General features: G+C 62.9%; 16 protein-coding genes and 1 riboswitch. Of the genes, 1 reads left to right on the forward strand and 15 read right to left on the reverse strand.

From position 1 onward, the window contains the following. Nucleotides 1-67: 67 nt before the first annotated feature. From SLW74_RS07725 to SLW74_RS07775, 11 genes are all read right to left on the reverse strand, one after another. A complete protein-coding gene (locus tag SLW74_RS07725) occupies nt 68-760 on the reverse strand; it encodes a pseudouridine synthase (RefSeq protein ID WP_410928529.1) in 693 nt (230 codons plus the stop codon). After that, entirely contained in the window at nt 750-968 is a 219-nt protein-coding gene (locus SLW74_RS07730; protein ID WP_108122281.1) for a cysteine-rich CWC family protein, read from the reverse strand. The genes SLW74_RS07725 and SLW74_RS07730 overlap by 11 nt, the downstream gene beginning before the upstream one ends. Before the next feature lie 82 nt (nt 969-1,050). Then, nucleotides 1,051-1,623, reverse strand: coding sequence for a putative adhesin (locus SLW74_RS07735; RefSeq protein ID WP_410928592.1), 573 nt, complete (start codon nt 1,621-1,623; stop codon nt 1,051-1,053). Further along, on the reverse strand, nt 1,526-4,468 hold the full coding sequence (locus SLW74_RS07740) for a dermonecrotic toxin domain-containing protein (RefSeq protein WP_410928530.1): 2,943 nt from the start codon (nt 4,466-4,468) through the stop codon (nt 1,526-1,528). The genes SLW74_RS07735 and SLW74_RS07740 overlap by 98 nt, the downstream gene beginning before the upstream one ends. A 135-nt stretch (nt 4,469-4,603) precedes the next feature. Beyond that, entirely contained in the window at nt 4,604-8,257 is a 3,654-nt protein-coding gene (gene uca, locus SLW74_RS07745) for an urea carboxylase (protein ID WP_410928531.1), read from the reverse strand. Between the two features lie 120 nt (nt 8,258-8,377). Beyond that, nucleotides 8,378-9,013, reverse strand: coding sequence for an urea carboxylase-associated family protein (locus SLW74_RS07750; protein ID WP_410928532.1), 636 nt, complete (start codon nt 9,011-9,013; stop codon nt 8,378-8,380). A gap of 11 nt (nt 9,014-9,024) precedes the next feature. Next, nucleotides 9,025-9,750 (reverse strand): urea amidolyase associated protein UAAP1, encoded by a 726-nt coding sequence (locus tag SLW74_RS07755; RefSeq protein WP_410928533.1) that lies wholly within the window; start codon nt 9,748-9,750, stop codon nt 9,025-9,027. A 12-nt stretch (nt 9,751-9,762) separates the two neighbouring features. Then, on the reverse strand, nt 9,763-10,527 hold the full coding sequence (locus SLW74_RS07760; protein WP_410928534.1) for an ABC transporter ATP-binding protein: 765 nt from the start codon (nt 10,525-10,527) through the stop codon (nt 9,763-9,765). After that, on the reverse strand, nt 10,524-11,339 hold the full coding sequence (locus SLW74_RS07765) for an ABC transporter permease (RefSeq protein ID WP_410928535.1): 816 nt from the start codon (nt 11,337-11,339) through the stop codon (nt 10,524-10,526). The genes SLW74_RS07760 and SLW74_RS07765 overlap by 4 nt, the downstream gene beginning before the upstream one ends. A gap of 18 nt (nt 11,340-11,357) precedes the next feature. Continuing rightward, the gene (locus SLW74_RS07770; protein WP_410928536.1) at nt 11,358-12,425 is read right to left on the reverse strand and encodes a putative urea ABC transporter substrate-binding protein; all 1,068 of its coding nucleotides are present in this window, start codon (nt 12,423-12,425) and stop codon (nt 11,358-11,360) included. 58 nt (nt 12,426-12,483) lie between these two features. Further along, a riboswitch (guanidine-I (ykkC/yxkD leader) is annotated at nt 12,484-12,586 on the reverse strand. Nucleotides 12,587-13,728: 1,142 nt separating this feature from the next. Further along, nucleotides 13,729-14,841 carry an enoyl-CoA hydratase/isomerase family protein gene (locus tag SLW74_RS07775; RefSeq protein WP_410928537.1) on the reverse strand — a complete coding sequence of 371 codons (1,113 nt, stop codon included), beginning with the start codon at nt 14,839-14,841 and terminating at the stop codon, nt 13,729-13,731. Nucleotides 14,842-15,013: 172 nt separating this feature from the next. Between SLW74_RS07775 and ung the strand changes: the two genes are divergently transcribed. Further along, nucleotides 15,014-15,709, forward strand: a complete 696-nt coding sequence (gene ung, locus SLW74_RS07780) for a uracil-DNA glycosylase (RefSeq protein ID WP_108122315.1) — start codon at nt 15,014-15,016, stop codon at nt 15,707-15,709. A gap of 199 nt (nt 15,710-15,908) precedes the next feature. On the opposite strand, the gene SLW74_RS07785 is transcribed toward ung, so the two are convergent. The 4 genes from SLW74_RS07785 to SLW74_RS07800 all read right to left on the reverse strand — a co-directional run bounded on the left by SLW74_RS07785 (nt 15,909) and on the right by SLW74_RS07800 (nt 19,977). Beyond that, nucleotides 15,909-16,955, reverse strand: a complete 1,047-nt coding sequence (locus SLW74_RS07785; protein WP_410928538.1) for an AbrB family transcriptional regulator — start codon at nt 16,953-16,955, stop codon at nt 15,909-15,911. Beyond that, nucleotides 16,948-18,462 (reverse strand): tripartite tricarboxylate transporter permease, encoded by a 1,515-nt coding sequence (locus SLW74_RS07790; protein ID WP_410928539.1) that lies wholly within the window; start codon nt 18,460-18,462, stop codon nt 16,948-16,950. The genes SLW74_RS07785 and SLW74_RS07790 overlap by 8 nt, the downstream gene beginning before the upstream one ends. A gap of 1 nt (nt 18,463) precedes the next feature. Continuing rightward, nucleotides 18,464-18,922, reverse strand: coding sequence for a tripartite tricarboxylate transporter TctB family protein (locus SLW74_RS07795; protein WP_410928540.1), 459 nt, complete (start codon nt 18,920-18,922; stop codon nt 18,464-18,466). A 74-nt stretch (nt 18,923-18,996) separates the two neighbouring features. After that, nucleotides 18,997-19,977 carry a Bug family tripartite tricarboxylate transporter substrate binding protein gene (locus tag SLW74_RS07800; RefSeq protein ID WP_065992422.1) on the reverse strand — a complete coding sequence of 327 codons (981 nt, stop codon included), beginning with the start codon at nt 19,975-19,977 and terminating at the stop codon, nt 18,997-18,999. Nucleotides 19,978-20,230 lie beyond the last annotated feature (253 nt).

The raw sequence follows: 20,230 nt of genomic DNA on the forward strand, positions 1-20,230 counted from the left end.
GAAAAAACGGGGTGCGCGCAGACACGTTGCACGGGTTTCGTGACAGGTAGGCAATAGGACTCAGGTTTCAGATCAACGCGATTTCATCGGCACTCAGCGTTCTGTACTGTCCGGGCTTCAGCGTGGTGTCGAGCATCAAGGGGCCCATGCTTTCGCGGTGCAGCCGGGTCACCTTGTTGTCGAAGTGGCCGAACATGCGCTTGACCTGATGGTAACGCCCTTCGACGATGCTCAACCGGGCGCGATGACTGGCAAGAATCGTCAGCGCGGCGGGCTGTGTCGTCAGGTCCTCGAACGCGAAATAAAACCCTTCAGCGAATTTCTCGATGTAATGCGCGCCGATGTCGTCTTCGGTCTCGACGTAATAGACCTTCGCCAATTTGGTGGTTGGCTGCGTCAGGCGTCGCGACCACTGGCCATCGTTGGTGATCAGCATCAGCCCGGACGTGTTGAAATCCAGGCGGCCGGCGATGTGCAGATTGTCCTTGTCCGGTTCATCGAGCAGATCGAGCACGGTGGGGTGCTGCGGATCGACGGTCGCGCTGACGCAACCCTGGGGCTTGTTCAGCATGAAGTAGCGGGCGGGTTTGCCGAGCTGAAGGACTTGGTCATCGATCCGCACCTGACTGAATTCGCGCACCTCATGCAGCGGGTTTTTGACCGGCACCCCGTCGACCTGCACACGGCCTGCGATCAGCACCAGGCGCACGTCCTTGCGGCTGAAGCGCGGCAGGTTGCTGAGGAAACGGTCAAGACGCATCGCGGCTCGCCGCTTCAAGGCCGGCACATCGCGGGCAGAGGCATGCCAGTCCACGGACCTCTTCGGGCAGAGCTGCCAATACCGCCGGGTCGATCTCGGCGGTGAAACACCAGCAGGCCTGGTCCACTGTGCGCGGATCAGCCAGGGTGCAGCGGTTACCGGCGCCGCAAACCGGACAGATGCTCGTGTCGATGATGTGAGTGTCCATGTAGGGCGCCGCCTTTGAATGCCGCCAATGCTAGCGCGCCGCCCTGTCTTGCGCCATGAGCATGTGATCTCGGCCGATGCGCCTACGGGGTAATCGGCGATGGGCCCGGGGGGGCTACAAAAGAGGGGGAGCGCCCCAGCAATGATCCCACGGCAGGGCATCGGCAATGCACCAGCAGGATGTTGTCGTAATGAATCCCTTGCCGATGCAACGCCCCGAACAGGTCCTGCAGGGTCGGGTTGGTCATGCCGAACCGGTTGCGCACGGTCAGCACATCCATGGGCGTGGCAGGGAGCGGGCTGGGCAACAGCGGCTGATGACTGTTGCGCACGATCTGGCTGATGTCCCGATAACTCTCATAGTGCTCGCTCTGAAATTTCGCCAGGGTGTAGTTCTTGATGCGCCCCGGCAGCAAGGTGCCGGCCATCAGCGTGTCCCGGGCAAACATGTCATGAAACGGTCCGACGCCCGGGCCGGGCAGCGTCTGTGTACTGTTCAGCATTGCGTAGGGCCGTACCGACTGGCTGGCAATCCGGTGCAGCATCGGGTCCACCAGTTCATGGCCGTGGGGCGCGAAGGTTCTGAGCTCCGTGCCGTTGGGGATTGCTGTCGTGCGTGTCCAGGGCAGGTAGTAGCCATGGCTGCTGACGACCAGCGTGCGGGCCTGGGCTCCGGTGCGAGGTCCACAGCAGAAACTTGCGCCCCAGTTTCCACACCTGAACCGCTGACGTACCGAATTCGGCGCTGCCCGCCACGCGCCATGTCTTCATCAGCGCAGTGCCGTTGAAAAACGGCTTGATCAGCGTTTTGCGTGCGTGGGTCGAGCGCCGCAGCCAGTCCCCGAAACGATGGGCAGGTGGAGCGGACTGGCCTCGCGTAAGCCCCTGTCGAAGCCCCCGCCCAAGCCCTCGGCTCAGGGCTTTAGTCGGCGCTGCCAGTTTGCGGAACGCCTGGAGCAGCCGTGGTGTGACCGGCGCCATGTGCAACAGCCCCAGAGACAGAATGGCGAACATCACCTGGCGCCGTTCTTCCTGACGGTCGCCGGGGAGGTTGGCGGCCTGAATGCCGAGCGCGACACTTGCCGCGCTGGCTGTCAGCGCCGCAACCGAGGCCGCCGGTAGCAAGAGCGCCATCGGTGCCAGCAGCAGTTGCAGGCGATTGAGGTGTTCAAGCCAGCTGCCGAGTGCCTGCTCTCGGTCGGTGACGATGCGGTCCTCGGCGTCGTACTGGCTGTTAAGACGCAGGCCTTCACAGATGAAGCCCATAGGCGAGCCGGACAGTTTCTGCTCGTCCCATTGATGTTGCCGAGCGGCATGGGTGTCCGGGCTGTAAAGCGGCTCGGTCCAGGGACGCAGGATCGAAACCGGTTCGGCCGGCGCACGAACCCCGCCCCACAGCTCGAGGATATAACCAAGCCTGACGTGAAAACGGCGCGGCATGTGACTGAGCGCTGTCTCGCGCCAGGCAGGGTCGGCCGCGGCGGCAGTCAGATGGTCGATGAGCGCCTGACGACCGCTGAAAGGCACGAAGGACCTGGACTGACCGGCTTGATAAAGCACGCCGCCTTCCTGGCCTGGAGCCCTGATCATCAGCAAGCCGACGCAAGGAGGGCAGTCGGCACCGAGTGGCAGGCCGTTGCCCACGTAAAAGCCCGCAGCGCTCCAGCGTATGGGTGCTGTCCCGAAAAGTGGCGTGTCCGGCAGATGCACCTGCTGAGCCTGCTCTACAGCATCGGTGACCCTGTGGAAGCTGTCCCTTGGAAGATCGCCGTTCTTCAGGGCCAGCAGCGCCTGGCCGATGAACGTCGACCAGAGCGAACGCTCGACGTGGGCGCGTTGCTGCTGCCAGAACCGGCCGAGTTGGTGCTGCATGAGTCCGATAAAATCGATGCCCTGAATGTAGGCCTCGACGCTGGTCGCGCTGATATTAAGCTCCGCTTCCGGCGACCACGTCCCTTTGCCGCGTGGGTCGGCATACACGACCCAGCGCCCGCCTTCGTCATCGTACCCCTGAGGCTGAAGCGCCCTGAAACGGCTCAGCAGTGCCTGACTCAGCGTGATGGGCTTTTCGTCCGGCGTGACAATCACGTTCGCCGCCGCGATTCGCGGGTGGCCCCAAGGCGTCCTCGACGTGCCGGGCAGGTAGCGGATGAACACCCGCTGCGGGTCTGTGATCAAAGTGTGGGTTTGATTCAACGGGACCGGTTTGAGCCGGGGAGACATCTGCCTGAGCCACTGGCCCATGAGCCGGTTTGCAACCCCGAGGGGCGTCGGGATTCGCGCCAGCAATGGCTCATGGTGATGCCAGTGATCGAGGGCGCTGACCAGGGCCAGCGCTGGCTCGATGGGCATGAGCGCCGCGTGGTCGTCGTCGATGAGAGCGTCGGGCGATTCAACGGTGTCGCTGCCGGTCAGTCGCGCAGCCCAAAAGCGTTGCTGGGCGACACGCAGTTGAGCGAACACGTCGTCCGAAGGATCCCCCAGCGTGAGGGCCGTGCGCGTGCCGTCCAGGGAAAGATTCAGCCGATGCCAGGCCGATGCGTTGATCGCCTCCAGCACCTTGTCCGCCTTCCAGGGCGCGTCATCGCTGATGTACTCATGGCAGTGGGGCGCGCTGCCCAGCACATGCACATAGCAATGCCCCGTGGTGTTGGATCGTACATGGAAGATACCGGGGATGATCTTGCCGTTCAGCGCCAACCCGCGCACGGTCGAGCGTGCCGGTGGCCTGATCGGCTGCAGGTCCTGAAGCTGTTGCGGGAAACGGCTGAGCGCCAGTGCATCGAGCGCTAGCAGATGGCCTTCGTTATCGATGCGCTTGCGCGAATGCAAGCGGGTCAGGCCATCGAGAAACGCCAGCCTGGCGAGCATCTCCCATGTGTCGCCGTGCTGCTCCCAGAACTGACGCTGCATCTGCTCATATTCCAGTGTCCATCGGGCTTTGATGAGCAGCTCGAAAAACACGGAGACGGTCAGCGAGGGCGTCGAGGCCGACAGCGGGCGATCAGCCTCGGCGCAGCGTTGAAGGGCGAGGAGTGCGAGCGGGTTCAGCGTCTCCCGGCCCAGCTCGCGTAGCGTCAGGCGCAGCTCGAAACGCTCCCGGCCGTCGACCTCCACGGCTGGCTCCAGCGCAGTGTCAAAACTGACGTGCAGCTCATCGATGTCGATTGCCGTGGCGAATCGGGCCTGCAGCGTTTCCTCCAGCCTCTGGTCCAGATGGCGGACGATTGAGTGCGGAAACGCCAGATCGAGTTGCCAGGCTTTAAGGACCCAGAATGATCCGTACAACAATTCGGCGACCGGGCTGACGGCCTGGCGCATCAAACGTTTGTGGTTGAGCGCGTGAGGTTCAGCGGGCGCGACGGCGGCGGTCTCCAGGGATTCAACCGGACTCAAAGGTTCGACGAACGGTGAAACGCTGAAATCCCCGCCATGGGGCAGGGTGTCGTTGGAAATGAGATCAAGGCCGCTCGCGGAATGAGAGCTGCTGCGGTCGTTCATGAAAAATCGCGCCACGTGGAAGGGTGCCCACTATGGCGCGATGCAGGGTTGCAATGGCGGTAACTATGTATTGCGTATGCCACCGCGTTTTATGCCTGTATGAAAGCCGCAAGCCGCAAGCCGCAACAGTGCCAGTTAGCCAACGTCCAGCACGACCACCCGTTGCCCGGCGCGGACCGCCGAGCCAGGCTGCACGCGGACGTCACTGACGACACCGGCATGGGGTGCCAGCAACGGGATCTCCATCTTCATCGACTCCAGAATCACCAGGGTTTCGCCCGCTTCGACGCGCTGACCGACGCTGACCTGCACCTGCCAGAGATTGCCGGCAATGTGGCTGTCGATACTGGTCTGCCCGTTTTGCAACGGGGCTTCTTCCGTGGATTCGGCCACCGCTTCGTCGCTTTCGAACGAGGCCTGGCCGTTGGCGATCCAGCGCTCGCGTTCGGCGTTGAACGCGCTTTGCTGCTGAGTGCGGAATGCCGCGATGCTCTGCGCTTCATCGGCCAGAAAGGCTTGGTACTCGGTCAGATTGAGCGTGCTGTGCTCGATCTGCAGCGGGTATCGACCGAGGGGGAAATCGCGGCGGATGGTCAGCAGCTCGTCGGCGCTGACCGGATAAAAACGGATCTGATCGAAAAACCGCAGCAGCCACGGTTTGCCATCGAACGCCGCCACGGCGCGATAACGGTTCCACATCTGCAACGTGCGGCCCACGAACTGATAACCGCCGGGGCCTTCCATGCCGTAGACGCACATGTACGCGCCGCCGATGCCGACGGAGTTCTCGGCGGTCCAGGTACGCGCCGGGTTGTATTTGGTGGTGACCAGCCGATGTCGGGGATCCAGCGGCGTGGCGACCGGCGCACCGAGGTAGACGTCGCCCAGCCCCATCACCAGGTAGCTGGCCTCGAAGACGGTACGGTGCACTTCGTCGAGGTTTGGCAGGTCGTTGATGCGACGGATGAATTCCAGATTGCTCGGGCACCACGGCGCGTCCTTGCGCACGGTGGTCATGTACTTCTCGATGGCCAACTGACAGGCCGGGTCGTCCCACGACAACGGCAGATGAACGATGCGTGACGGCACTTCCAGATTCTTGCTGGCGCATACCCCGTCCCACTCGCCGGCGACCACATCGAGCAGCGTCTTCAGCGGCAGTTGCTCGGGCTGGTAATGCACCTGTAGCGAACGAATGCCTGGCGTCAGGTCAATCACCCCGGTCAGCTGTTTGCTTTCCAGCGCCTGCATCAGCGCATGGCCCCGGAAGCGCAGCACCAGATCCAGCTCCGGCGCGCCGATCTCCAGCAACAGATGGGTGTCGCCGGAAAGCCGGGCAACCAGGCGGGTATCGTCCTTCCCGATGTCGAGCACAACCGGCGAGGTCAACGCTGCACCCTGTGGGAGCGAGCTTGCTCGCGAAGACTCTCGTCTAGTCGCTACATATTCATCGGATGTTCCGACCTCTTCGCGAGCAAGCTCCTTCCCACACAGATCAGTGTTCAGTTTCAGCCAGCGGGCCGCGTCGACACTCACCGGATAAAACCGCACCTTGTCCCCGGCCTTGAGCTGCCCCAACTGCCACAGATCCGCCTCGATGATCGTCACCGGGCAGACAAACCCGCCCAGACTCGGCCCATCTGGCCCAAGAATCACCGGCATGTCCCCGGTGAAATCCACTGCGCCGATGGCATACGGATTGTCATGAATATTCGACGGGTGCAGGCCCGCTTCGCCGCCGTCGGCACGCACCCATTCCGGTTTCGGCCCGATCAGGCGCACGCCGGTACGGCTGGAGTTGAAATGCACTTCCCAATCGGTGGCGAAGAAGGTCTCGATGTAGCGCTCGGTGAAATATTCAGGAGCCGCGTGGGGGCCATAGATCACCCGGATATCTCGCACCTCCGGCAGCTCGGCGACTTGCGTCGGTTCAAGCCGTTCGCCTGCGCTGCGGTCAGACAACGGCGCGACATGCAGCACGTCCCCTGCACGCAACGCTCGCCCGCCATGCCCGCCAAACTGGCCCAAGGTGAACGTGCTCTTGCTGCCCAGATAACACGGCACGTCCAGCCCGCCCCGCACGCACAGATAACTGCGCGCACCGGCGCCAGCGATGGTGCCGAGGGCCAGCGTCGAGCCCGCCGAAACGAGCAACGATTGATTCATCGGCTGCGCGTCGCCATCCAGCGTCAGCGGAATGACCGCGCCCGTCACGGCGATGACCGCATCGGTATTGAAGCGCAGCGTCGGACCGCTCATGGTGATTTCCAGCGCGGCGCACCCTTCAGCGTTACCCACCAGAGCATTGCCCAGACGCAACGATCGGCTGTCCATCGGACCCGACGGCGGCACGCCCACTGCCCAGTAACCCAGGCGCCCCGGGTAATCCTGAACGCTGGTCTGGGTGCCGCCGCTCAGGACCTCGAACGTGTCGGCGCGATAGGTCAGCCCCTCAAGGCACCGCGTCCACGGCTGGCCGCTGGCGAACGGCACGTCCGCGATGATCTGACGCAAGTAGTCGCGATTGGTCTCGATCCCGTACAGCCGCGTCTCGCTCAATGCCTGAGCCAGGCCGTCGCTGGCGGACGCTCTGTCCGGCGCCCAGCTGATGACCTTGGCGATCATCGGATCGAAAAACGGCGGAATCTCGCACCCGGCCTCGACCCACGTGTCGATGCGCAGGTGTTGGCCGTCGGCGGCGGGGAAGTGCACCGAGGTCAGCAAGCCCGGGCTGGGCTGGAAATCCCGGCCCGGGTCTTCGGCGTACAAACGCGCCTGAATCGCGTGGCCGACGGGCTGTAGACCCGCGCGCAATTCAACGAGCGGCGGCAGATCACCGGCCGCGAGCTGAATCATCCAGCTCACCAGGTCCACGCCCCAGACCTGCTCGGTCACGCCGTGCTCGACCTGCAATCGGGTGTTCACTTCCAGAAAATAAAAGCGCTGATCGTCGCTGTCGAAGACGAACTCCACGGTGCCGGCGCTGCGATAGTTCACCGCTTTCGCCAGCTTGATCGCCGCGGCGCACAGCTCATCGGCCATGCCGGCAGGGAGGTTCGGCGCGGGGGTTTCTTCGAGGACTTTCTGATTGCGACGCTGCACCGAGCAATCGCGCACGCCGAGGGCGATCACCTCGCCACAACCGTCGCCGAACACCTGCACTTCCAGATGGCGGGCACGCTGGATGTACTTCTCGATGAACACGCCGGCGTCGCTGAAGTTGTTCTGGCCCAGGCGCTTGACGGCCTCGAACGACTCGCTCAATTCGGGAGCGCTGCGGCACACGCGCATGCCGATGCCGCCGCCGCCCGCCGTGCTTTTCAGCATCACTGGGTAGCCGATGGTTTCAGCAGCGCTCAATGCAGCGTCAACGCTGTCCAGCAGCTCGGTGCCTTCGAGCATCGGCACGCCGTGCTGTTTCGCGAGGGCGCGGGCGGTATGCTTGAGGCCGAAAACCCGCAGCTGCTCAGGCGTCGGGCCGACGAAGGCGATGCCGGCGTCTTCACAGGCCTGGGCGAAGGCCGCGTTCTCTGACAGGAAGCCATAACCGGGATGAATCGCTTTGGCGCCGGTGGATTGAGCGATGGCCAGAATCTTGTCCACGGCCAGGTACGTGCCAGCAGCACCACCGTCGCCCAGGCTGTGGGCTTCGTCGGCTTGCAGGATGTGCAGGCTGGCAGCGTCCGCTTCGGCGTACACCGCGACGCCCTCGACCTGCAGGTCGCGGAGGGTGCGCAGGATGCGGCAGGCAATGGCGCCGCGGTTGGCTATCAGCAGTTTGTCGAACATGGCATAGACCCCGGGGACTGATAGCGATCAGTCCCTCACTGGGTAGCGGGCCGTCCCGCTGTGGTACGCATTGCACGAAGGCCGTCCCTCGCGCCGAAGCCTTGAAACTGTGGTCAGCGATCAGTCCCAGACGAGCAGTTCCGCCGGGGTAGGGTTGTAGCCGTTGCACGGATTGTTGAGCTGCGGGCAGTTGGAAATCAGCACGATCACGTCCATCTCGGCGCGCAGTTCGACGTACTTGCCAGCGCCGGAAATGCCGTCTTCGAAGGTCAGCCCGCCGTCCGCCGTGACCGGCACGTTCATGAAGAAGTTGATGTTCGGGCCGATGTCGCGCTTGCCCAGCCGACCGTCATGGATGCAGGCCCGCAGGTAGCTGTCGCGGCAGCTGTGCATGTGCTTTTTTTCCAGCGCGTAACGCACGGTATTGCTCTCCTGGGCGCAGGCGCCGCCGAGGGTATCGTGGCGTCCGCAGGTGTCTTCGACGATGGTCAGCATCGGCTTGCCCAGGTTCGAATAAAGGACGCTGCCCTTGCTCAGGTAAACGTTGTTCTGCCGGCGCAGCGTCCGTTGCACGTCGTAGCGTTCGCGGGGGTTGGCGAGGCTGTAGAACAGCGTGTCGACCGCCTGATTGCCTTCGAGATCGAGCAGGCGCAGGGTCTGCCCGGCCTTGAGTTCGGTCAGCGATGGCTCGCCGGCCGGGATGTGGGTGATGGAAACGGGGGCGCTCGTGTGGTGATGAGAGTGCGCAGTGCTCATGGCAAGCCTCCTCAGGCGAACAGGCGATCGGTATTGATGAAGCCACGCACGTTTTCTTCGCGGGACGTGCGGCAGTGTTCGGCGACGCTGGGGTCGGCCTTCATCCAGCTCAGCTGGACGGGTTGCGGCGCATATTCGGGGTTGGGGTCCATCGGGTGTTGCAGGGCGGTCATGACCACCAGCGTGTCCATCGGCGCGTACAACTCGATGCTGTCCCCCGCTCTGGAATTGCTCGGCACGAAGGTCAGGGCGCCGTGATCGTCGACGTTGACCCGGCTGAACAGGTTCAGCGTCATCAACAGGTCGGAAAGCCCCAGGCCCCACTTGCCCATTTCCACCAGCAGGTTGTCGGCGCCGTTGCGGAAGAAGCCGTTGCGCAGTTCCTGATAGCGGCCCTGGCCGTATTTCTCGGTGACCTCTTCGGCGCACAGCACGCCGCCGATGCTGTCACTCCAGCCGCAGGTGTCGGCGGTGATCGCCGCCAGCACGCGGCCCATGTCTGAATACAGGCAATGGCCCGCCGTGAGCTTGGCGGTGTGTTGGCACTTGAGGCTGTCGGGCAGGTTCAGGCGCTCGGTTTTTTCATGGGCGTTGAACAGCGTCAGGCTGACGTTGGCGTTGCCGTTCAGGTCAGTCAGGCGCAGCAGTTCGCCGCGTTTGAGCACGAACGACAGGTGGCCGCCGCCGGGCAGCAGCTCTTCGGCGAAGACGGGAAACAGCGTGGTTGAGTCAGTCATGGGCAATGTCCTTCAAGCCGTTTTCAGCGAATCGAGCGCCACCCGGGCGGCGCGACGATCGCTGTTCAGGGGAATGTCGTAAGTGATGCGCGCGCCATAGGCGCCGGGGGCGTGGGGGTCGAGGCGCACCTTGTCGAACACCAGCAGTCGGGTGCCGAGGTTGAAGCCTTCGGACAGGTCGTGGGTGACCATGAACACCGTCAGCTTGGTTTCGCGCCACAGCTCCAGCAGCAGCGCGTGCATTTCCTTGCGGATGCCGGGATCAAGGGCGCCGAAAGGCTCGTCGAGCAGCAGCACCCGAGGCTTCATGATCAGCGCCTGGGCGATGGCCAGACGCTGCTGCATGCCGCCCGACAATTGCGTCGGGTACTTGTCCAGCGCGTGATCGAGGCCGACCTTGTGCAACAGCGCCGCCGCCTGGTCGCGGGCGTCGCGCTTGGCGGCACCGAACAGCCGCCCGAGCAACGCCGAGCGCGGCAACTCCAGGCCCAGCGCGACGTTGTCCAGCACCGACAGGTGCGGGAACACCGAATAGCGCTGAAACACCACGCCACGGGTCGAATCCGGCTCCTTCGCCAGCGGTTGGCCATCCAGCAGGATCGTGCCTTTGCTGGCGACTTCCTGGCCCAGCAGCAGGCGCAGGAACGTCGATTTGCCGCAGCCCGACGCGCCCACCAGTGTGCAGAACTCGCCTTCGGCAATGCTCAGGTTCAGGCCTTCGAGCACCACCTGATCGCCGTATTGCTGCCAGACGTTTTTGACCGAAATAAAGCTCATGGGCGCGCCCCCTCGTACCACGGGAACGCATTGCGCGTGAGCGCTTTCAGGCCCCAGTCCATCAGCCAGGCGAGGAGGGTGATCCACACCACGTAGGGCAGAATCATGTCCATCGCCAGATAGCGCCGCACCAGAAAGATCCGGTAACCCAGACCGTCCGTGGAGGCGATGGCTTCGGCCGCGACCAGAAACAGCCACGCCGACCCCAGCACCAGCCGCAGCGAGATCAACAGGCGCGGCAGCAACTGCGGCAGCACCACCCGCAGGATCAGCGTCCAGGTCGAGGCGCCCAGGGTCTGCGCCTTGATCAGCAGTTCGACCGGAATCTCCCGGGCGCGCTGCTCCAGATCACGGGCCAGCACCGGCGTGATGCCGATGACGATGAGCATCACCTTCGACAGCTCGCCCAGGCCGAAGACGATGAACAGGATCGGCAGAATCGCCAGCGGCGGCACCATCGAGAGCACGGTCAGTAACGGCGACAGCGGCGCGCTGAACAACGGCAGCACCCCCGACGCGATGCCCAGGCACAACCCGACAATGGCGCTGATCGCCAGGCCGATCGCGAGGCGCTGCAGACTGGCGCCGGTGTCCTGCCAGAGGATGTATTCGCCGGTGCGTTGATCGGGCACGAACGCCACCCGTTTGATCGCATCGGCCATCTGCACGGCGCTGGGCAGCAGCTTGTCGTTGGGGTTTTCCGTCAGCCGCGTCGCCGAGCCCGTGAAATAGGCGAACAGCAACAGGGCGAACGGCAGGAGCACCAGGATCAATCGACTGGCGCGATCCGGGCGGCGGTTTATCAAACGCATGGCAAAGACCCTTGGTTTTTACAACGTGCCGTCGGCAGCCATCTGCACGTAGCTCGGGTCGAAGTGCAGCTTGAGGTTGGCCTTGTCGCCTTCGGTCACGCCGCCTGCGAAGGTCATGCCGACCGCGCTGGCGTCTTTGGCGCCTTCGCCAAGCAAACCGTGTTCGAAGGAGAAGTCAGCGACCCTGCGCATGGTCGCCGGCAGTTGCTTACTGGTGGCGAATTCAAGCGCTTCCTTGGGCGTGGCGAACAGCTTGGTGGTGTCCAGTTGCGACTGGAACCCGGCCAGATCGGTGCCCGACGCTTGGGCCATGTGCTCCAGCGCGGCTTTCGATTCAGCGGATTTGGCGTTCATCAGCGCCACCACTTCAAACCACGCGCCGGTCAGGGCTTTGCCCAGTGCCGGGTTGTCTTTCAGGGTCTGGGTGTTGACCACCATCATGTCCATGATCTCGCCGGGGATCTTGCTGGAGTCGAACACTTCGGTGACGCCGGGCTTGGCCTTGATCTCCGAGAGCATCGGGTCCCAGGTGGTGACGGCCTTGACCTCGCTGGTGTTGAAAGCGGCGGCGATGTCGGCGTCAGAGGTGTTGACGACTTTCAGGTCTTTCTCGGTCAGGTCCACCGAATCCAGCGCGCGGGCAAGCAGATAGTGGGACACCGACAGCTCGACCAGATTGACGTCCATGCCCTTGAGGTCGGTGACTTTCTTGCCGTCGCCCTTGATGACGATGCCGTCGTTGCCGTTGGAGAAGTCGCTGACCACCAGCGCCGTGCTTTCAACGCCACCGGCGGCAGGGATGGTGAGGGCGTCCATGTTGGTCATGGTGCAGCCATCGAACTGGCCGGCGGTGTACTGGTTGATGGATTCGACGTAGTCGTTGAGCTGGGTGACTTTGATGTGGATGCCGTACTTCTTGGCCCACTTGTCGACGATGCCTTGAGTCCCTGCGTATTCCCATGGCATCCAGCCGGCGTAAATGGTCCAGCAGACGTCGAAATCTTTTTTCGGGGCGGCGGTGGCCGAGAGGCTCAATGCTGCGAAGACGCCTGCGGTGAGCAGACTGAACAGACGGGACTTTTGCATGGGTGTCTCCAGTAGCGAAAAGGGACGGTCAGGAGCACGGCGACACCACTGGTGTCCTGTCTCCCGGGCTTTTATCCCGCCGTGTAACCTCTACTGGAGGTCGCCAACTCTCGGACCAGCCACTCGCTGAAAGGCGAGCCGGAACCCTAGTCGGCTATTGCAAATTGTGGTGCCGTGAACCTGAGATGACTCCTGCACCCGATCATTAAAGCGAGAGTTGTGCCAAGTCCCGCAAACCCTTGTGGCGCCTGAGTCGGGCAGGCGCAGGTCGTTTCAGGGCGGGCGAGACGTGCACTGATGCAGGGCGCCGTCTGGCGCCTGGGTGCCGCGTTGGGGCACTAGGTCCGCAATCCGCAGTCTCAGTTAACGTTCTCGGCAGTTTCGGGAACGCCGACCAGCGCCGCTGGTTCGAGCTCTACCGCGGTCCGGGAGGCCGCCATGTATCGACGATTGCTTACCGCTTTGATGACGCTGTCCCTTGCAGGTTGTTACGGAGGTTATTACGAATCAGAGAGCTACACGCAGCCCATCTATAGCAGTGGCTACAGCAGCGGTTACGTGTACGACAGTTATCGCCCGGTCGCTCCGGTGTATTCCGGCGGGGCGGTCTATTACTCCTCGCCCCGTTACTACTCGGCGCCCCGCTACTATGCACCGCCACCGCGCTATTACGCGCCTCCACCCCGTTATTACGGGCCTGGATACGGAGGTGGTCGTCCCGGATACGGGGGGCGTCCCGGTTATGGCGGTGGCAATTGGAACGGTGGAGGGGGTGGGTACCATGGCGGGGGTGGCTATAACGGTGGCGGCAACGGCTATCGTCCACCGCCCCCAGGTCCGAGACCCGGCGGCGGCAATGGCCCCGGCCCAGGCGGCGGTTGGCATGGCAATCCTGGCGGCGGCGGTGGTGGCGGCGGCCCGCGTCCCGGCTTTGGCCCCGGGGGAGGCGGCCACCGAGGAGACGGCGGCTTCGGCCGTGGCGGCCACGGCGGACCGGGCGGCGGCAACCGCTGAGTCACAACAAAACGGCGCTCCGAGGAGCGCCGTTTTTTATGGGATGAATCTCACGGTTGAGGTGTACCATCTGACGGTTCCCCGGGTAAAGCCAGTCCTGTTAAAGGGTGTTAAAGGGGACTGATTTATTTACAACGCTTCACCGTAAATTAATCTGTCCCCGTCTTCTGAGAATCAAATAAATCAGACCCCTTTTAATATACAGGGGGTACGCATTCCAGTAGTAGGACCGGCTTCAGCCGGGAAGAGGCCCGTTAGAACACCCTCCATGCAGGCATGAACCAACGCCTCAATACTCCGACAAATCCGCCAGCGGGTGTCGGCCTTCCCAGGCTTTTTCGAAGTGCGCGTCCACCACCGCCAGAGGAATGGTAGAAATGTCCTGCCAGTGCCAGTGGGGCGTTTGATCCTTGTCGATCAGCCGCGCGCGCACCCCCTCGGCGAACTCGGGATGTCGGCAGCAATTCAGGGCCATGGTGTATTCCATCTGAAACACCTCGGCCAACGACAGATGCCGCGCCCGTTCGATCTGCTCCCACACAAGGTGCGCCGTCATCGGGCAGCCATCCGTCAGGGTCTTCGCCGCCTTGGCCAGTAAAAGGTCATCGCCATTCAAATGGTGTTTCAACGCATGCCAGGCGCTCGGCGCGTCGGCCATATCCAGCAGCTCATCAATGCGCTCGCGACGAGGCAGCCATTGCGCGGCAGGCATCTGATCCACGGCCTCCAGCTGCAGGGCCCTGAACAGGCTGGTCAGTTGCACCTTCGTCTGCTCCTGCCAATTGAGCTGCAACAGCCGGTCGATCATCTCCTCCTGCTGATCGTCCAGCAGAAAGCGATCGGCGAGCCCTAGATCCAACGCGTCACGGCCGTTGATGTGCGCCCCGGTCAATCCAAGGAACAGCCCCAGTTTCCCCGGCAGTCGCGACAGGAACCAACTGGCGCCGACGTCAGGAAACAGGCCGATGCTGATCTCGGGCATCGCCAGCCGGCTGCTTGGTGTGACGACACGAATGTTCGCCCCTTGCAGCAGGCCCATCCCGCCGCCCAATACATAACCGTGGCCCCAGCAGATCAGCGGTTTGGGGTAGGTGTGCAGCGTGTAATCCAGTCGATACTCCGCCGCGAAAAACTGCGCAGCCAGCGGCGGAACCGTACCAGGCTGACCGCTCCCGGCCTCGACCAGCGCGCGCACGTCACCGCCGGCGCAGAAGGCTTTTTCGCCATTGCCGCGCAGCAACACGCAGACAATTTGCGGGTCGCTCGCCCAGTCGTTCAGTCGGTCCTGCAGCGCAAGAATCATCGGCAGCGACAGGGCATTCAGGGATTTTTCCGCATCCAGCGTGGCGATGCCCAGGCGGGCACCGTCCGTGGCGGTGAGCTCTTCAAATTGCAGATTCATCGTGACCTCTTATCAGTGGTACGGGGATCTCTCAAGGATTGTGAGTCCTCTCGACGCCCGGAAGTTGCAAACCGGCGGCTGTGAACGAGTGTAGGAAAGCCCACGGTGCGCTGCGCTGGAAATAATCAGCCACAGTCCCTAAAGTTGCGCATTGTTTCTGCCGGATTACACCATGACAAACGACGACCGCATCAAACTGGAGGCCAGCTGGAAGCAGGCCCTGCGCGACGAATTCGAGAAGCCTTACATGGGCGAGCTGCGCGAATTTCTGCGTCAGGAGCATGCGGCGGGCAAGGAAATCTATCCGCCGGGACCATTGATCTTTAATGCGCTGAACTCGACGCCGCTGGATAACGTGAAGGTGGTCATCCTCGGTCAGGACCCTTATCACGGCCCCAATCAGGCCCACGGCCTGTGCTTCTCGGTGCAGCCCGGCGTGCCGGCGCCGCCTTCGCTGGTCAACATCTACAAAGAGCTCAAGCGTGACCTGAACATCGACATCCCCAACCACGGCTATTTGCAGTCGTGGGCCGAGCAGGGCGTTTTGATGCTCAACACCACGCTCACCGTCGAACGCGCCAACGCCGCCTCCCATGCAGGCAAAGGCTGGCAGCATTTCACCGACAAGATCATCGAAACCGTCAGCGCCCAGCAGCCGCACCTGGTGTTCCTGCTGTGGGGCGCCCATGCGCAGAGCAAGAAAAAACTGATCGATGCATCCAAACACCTAATCCTGACCGCTGTTCACCCGTCGCCGCTGTCGGCGTACAAAGGGTTTCTGGGCTGCGGGCATTTTGGTCTGGCAAACAAGTTTCTGGAGCAGAACGGCCTGGCGCCGATCGAATGGCGATTGCCAGCCAGCGTCTGACGCAAATGCTTCGTCCGCCGCGAATTTTCTAGGAGCGCGCCCAACATCTGCGCCGGCCGCAGATCCCGATGTAGGAGCGTGGCTTGTCCCGCGATCGGCCGGGAACCGGTCGTGGAATGGGTGCATGGGGTGGATCAGGGAAGAAATCGATGGCTGGTGTGCTGCCGCTGCGCGCCAGATCGCGGGACAAGCCACGCTCCTACAATTTTTTGCCTGCGCAGGCCTTGCGATCCCAATACCGAAACAACGGCTCGGCCAGAAACAACACGAACAACAACCGCATCACCTGCATCGCCGTCACCAGCGGCACCGACAGTTGCAGCACCTCCGCCGTCAGGCTCATTTCGGCAATCCCGCCGGGCATCATCCCCAGCGTCAACGAGCGCAAGTCCAGATGGGTCAACGCGCTCAGCCCCAGTGCGCACAACGCCGCGATGCTCATCGTCAGCGCCGTCCCCAGCAACGTGCGGCCGATGAATGACGGCGCGCGACGGAAGAACGCGCGGTTGAAGTGGCAGCCCAGCCCGCTGCCGATCAGCCATTGCCCCAGCTGACTGCCGCCCTGAGGCAGGCCAATGTGCAAATCGAAACTGACGCTGATCACCGCACTGATCAGTAAAGGCCCAAACAGCCACGGATTGGGCTGTTTCAACCGCTGCCAGCCCCAGGCCACCAGCGCGCCCAGCGGAAACAGCAGCATCAGCCACCGCCAGTCCACTTCCGTCGCGTGGGACGGCGCGCCGCCGTCGCCCATCAGATATTTGAAGATCGCCGGCACGCACAGCACCACCGCCAGCACCCGCAGGCTTTGCCCGGCGGCGACGTTGCTGAGAATCGCGCCGTTGCGTGCGCCAAGGTTGACCATTTCGCCCGAGCCGCCGGGCATGCTGGAAAAGAACGCCGTCGCGCGGTCCTCGCCGGTGCGCAGCATCAGCCACACGCCCACCACGCTGGAGACGCTGGTGACCAGCGCGCCGATGAAAATCAGGCCGAAATGGGAAAGGACTTGTTCGATGACCACGGGGGTGAAGTGCAGGCCGATGCCGATCCCGACCACCCATTGGCCGCATTTGCGGCCGCCGGGAATTTCAGCCAGCTGCCAGGGCGTGAGGCAGCGGACCAGAATGATCGCCAGTAACGAGCCGACCATCCAGGGCAGTGGCCAGCCGACCTGACTGGCGAGAAATCCCCCCAGCAGGCCGACCAGCGGTGTGCCCCACCACGTGCTGAATGGCCGGTCAGACATCGGCCAGCGCGCGACGCTGCCTGGAGCGCTTGCGCCAGATGCGGATCAGCGGGAACACCAGCATGAACGCCGTCACTACCCACATGCCCAGGGTGATCGGGCTCGACCACAGAATCTCCAGGCCGCCGTTGGAAATCGACAGCGCGCGACGCAGGTTTTGCTCCATCAGCCCGCCGAGGATGAACCCCAGCAGAATCGGCGACAGCGGGAAATCCAGCTTGCGCAGGATGTAGCCGAAGATGCCGATGCCGACCATCAGGAACAAGTCGAAGGTGGTGGCATGCACCGCGTAGACGCCGATCCCGGTGATGATCGCTATCACTGGCACCAGTGCCCAGTTCGGCACCGACAGGATGCGGGTGAAGATGCGGATCATCGGGATGTTGAGGATCACCAGCATGATGTTGGCGACGAACAACGACGCGATCAGGCCCCAGACGATGTCCGGTTGCTGTTGAAACAGCAGTGGCCCCGGCGTGATGTTGTACAGCGACAGGGCGCCGATCATCACTGCCGTGGTGCCCGAACCCGGAACGCCCAGCGTCAGCATCGGCACCAGCGCGCCGCACGCCGTTGCGCCAATGGCGGTTTCCGGCGCCGCCAGACCGCGCATGTCGCCCTGTCCGAATTTACCGCTCGCGCCGGCGATACGTTTCTCGGACATGTAGGTCACGGCGCTGGCCAGCGTTGCCCCGGCACCCGGCAGCACGCCCATGATGAAGCCCATCAGACCGCAACGGATGTTCACCCAGAACACCGAACCGGCTTCCTTGAAGTTGAACATCATGCGCCCGGTGGCTTTCACCGCTTCCTGGCCGCGATGGGTTTTCTCCAGCAACAACAGGATTTCGCTGATCGAGAACAGGCCCAGCACCAGCACGACGAATTGAATGCCGTCCGCCAGATGGATGTTGTCACCGGTGAAGCGGTACACGCCGCTGTTGGCGTCGATACCGATGCTCGACAGAAACAGCCCGATCAACGCCGCGACAAAGGTTTTCAGCGGTCGATCGCCGGCCATGCCGCCCAGGCAGACGATGGCGAACACCATCAGCACGAAGTACTCCGCCGGCCCGAAGGCAATTGCCCATTTCGCCAGCAGCGGCGCGAACATGACCATGCCGCAGGTGGCGATGAACGCGCCGATGAACGAACTCCATGCCGACAGCGACAACGCCACGCCGGCCATGCCCTGACGTGCCATCGGGTAGCCGTCCAGCGCGGTCATCACGGTCGATGCTTCGCCCGGAATGTTCAGCAGAATGGAGCTGATGCGGCCGCCGTATTCGCAGCCCAGGTACACCGCTGCCAGCAGGATTAACGCCGATTCCGGCGGCAGGCCCAACGCGAATGCGATCGGGATCAACAGCGCCACGCCATTGATCGGACCCAGGCCGGGCAGCAGGCCGACGACGGTGCCGATCAGCGTGCCGGAAAGGGCGGTGATCAGGTTGTAAGGGGTCAGCGCGACGCCGAAGCCCTGGCCGAGATAGCCGAGAGTGTCCATATCAGTTCTCCAGAACGTCGAGCAGGCCGAGGGGCAGGGGCACATCCATCACTTTGTCGAACAGCACGTATAACGCGATGCTCATGAAGGTGATGATCACGACGCTTGGCAGCCAGCGGCCACCGTACAGGCGCGCCATGGGGATGCCGATCAGAATGCTGCTCAGCACAAAACCCAACGGCTCGAACAGCCCGGCGAACACCAGCAGCAGCACAGTGCAGATGCCGATCTTGATGAGTGTGGGACGGTCCAGCGCCGGTTCTTCCTCGGAGTGCACGATCGGTGTCGGACGGATCGCCATGTACAGCAGCGATATGCCCATCAGCGCCAGCATCAGCAGCGGGAAGGCGCGGGGGCCAACGGGTTCGTAGGAAAACGGCGCCTGATAAGGCCATGCCATCATGGCGAGGCCGATACAGACCAGCAGCAGCACGACGGCGAAAATGCGTTGTATAACCATGGAAAGCTCCCGGATCACGCCACCGCGCAGGCGGCGCAATCCTCAGTCAATCGAGTACGCTTCGATGGGTTCAGTCACTGAATCAGGCCGAATTCCTTGGCCAGCGTTTTGTACTCGGCGACGCGGGTTTTCACGTACTTGTCCAGCTCTTCACCGGTCATGGCGAACGGGAACAGCTCACGCTGATCGCGCAGCTTGGCGAAGTCTTCCGAGGCCAGCAGCTTGTCGAATGCCGCTTTCCACCAGTTGTATTCCTCGTCCGACACCTTTGGCCCCAGATAGAAGCCGCGCACCACCGGCCAGACGATGTCGTAGCCCTGTTCCTTGGCGGTCGGAATGTTCTTCATTTCCGGCTCGTCCAGACGCTCTTCAGAGAACACTGCCAGCAGGCGCATGTCGCCGCTGAGAATGTGCGGCATGGAGTCGGAAATGTCGGTGGAGCCCACTTGAATGTGGCCGCCGAGCAGGGCAGTGGCGATTTCACCGCCGCCTTCGAGGGCGACATAACGCAGCTCCCGCGGGTTGATGCCGGCCGCCTTGGCGATCAGCGCGGTCTGCATCCAGTCCTGGCTGCCCACGGTGCCGCCTGAGCCGATGACGACTTTGCCCGGGTCGGCTTTCAGCGCTTTAACCAGATCGTCGAGGTTCTTGTAAGGCGAATCAGCCTTGACTGCGATCGCGCCGTAGCTGGTGCCGACGGCGGCCAGCCAGCGCACGGCGTTTTCATCGTAACGGCCGAATTTGCCCTGCGCCAGGTTCAGCAGCGAGCCGCTGGACCAGGCCACCAGCGTGCCGGCGTCGGCAGGGCGCTGGGCGACCACCGCGTTGTACGCCACGGCGCCGACGCCGCCTGGCATGTAGGTGACGCGCATCGGTTTGGAGAGGATTTTCTCGTTGATCAGCGCGCTCTGCGCCAGTTTGCACGTCAGGTCGAAGCCACCGCCGGGGGAAGCCGGCGCGATGCATTCAGGACGATTGGGCTCGGCGGCCCACAATTGGGTGGCCATCAGCATGCAGCTGGCGGCAACGCTGATTTGGCGCAACGATAGGTTCATGGTCCGTCTCCAGAGGAGTTGTTGTTTTAATGGGGGCAGGCGGTCGTACGTTTGTCAGGCAGTCGTCCCACAACCTTGAGAAGGAGTGGGCCGACGCAATGCGGACGTGACGAAACACCGCGCAACAGGGCTGCGAGGTGAACAGTAAACACAACGGGATTCTGACGGCACGAGGGCCGATGATGGCAGTGAGGGCATCACTGATAACTCCGATATTGTTTTTATTGTTGAAAACGCATCAAGGCGTTTTTCG

Source organism: Pseudomonas sp. W5-36 (genome assembly GCF_046540455.1).
GTDB lineage: Bacteria > Pseudomonadota > Gammaproteobacteria > Pseudomonadales > Pseudomonadaceae > Aquipseudomonas > Aquipseudomonas graminis_B.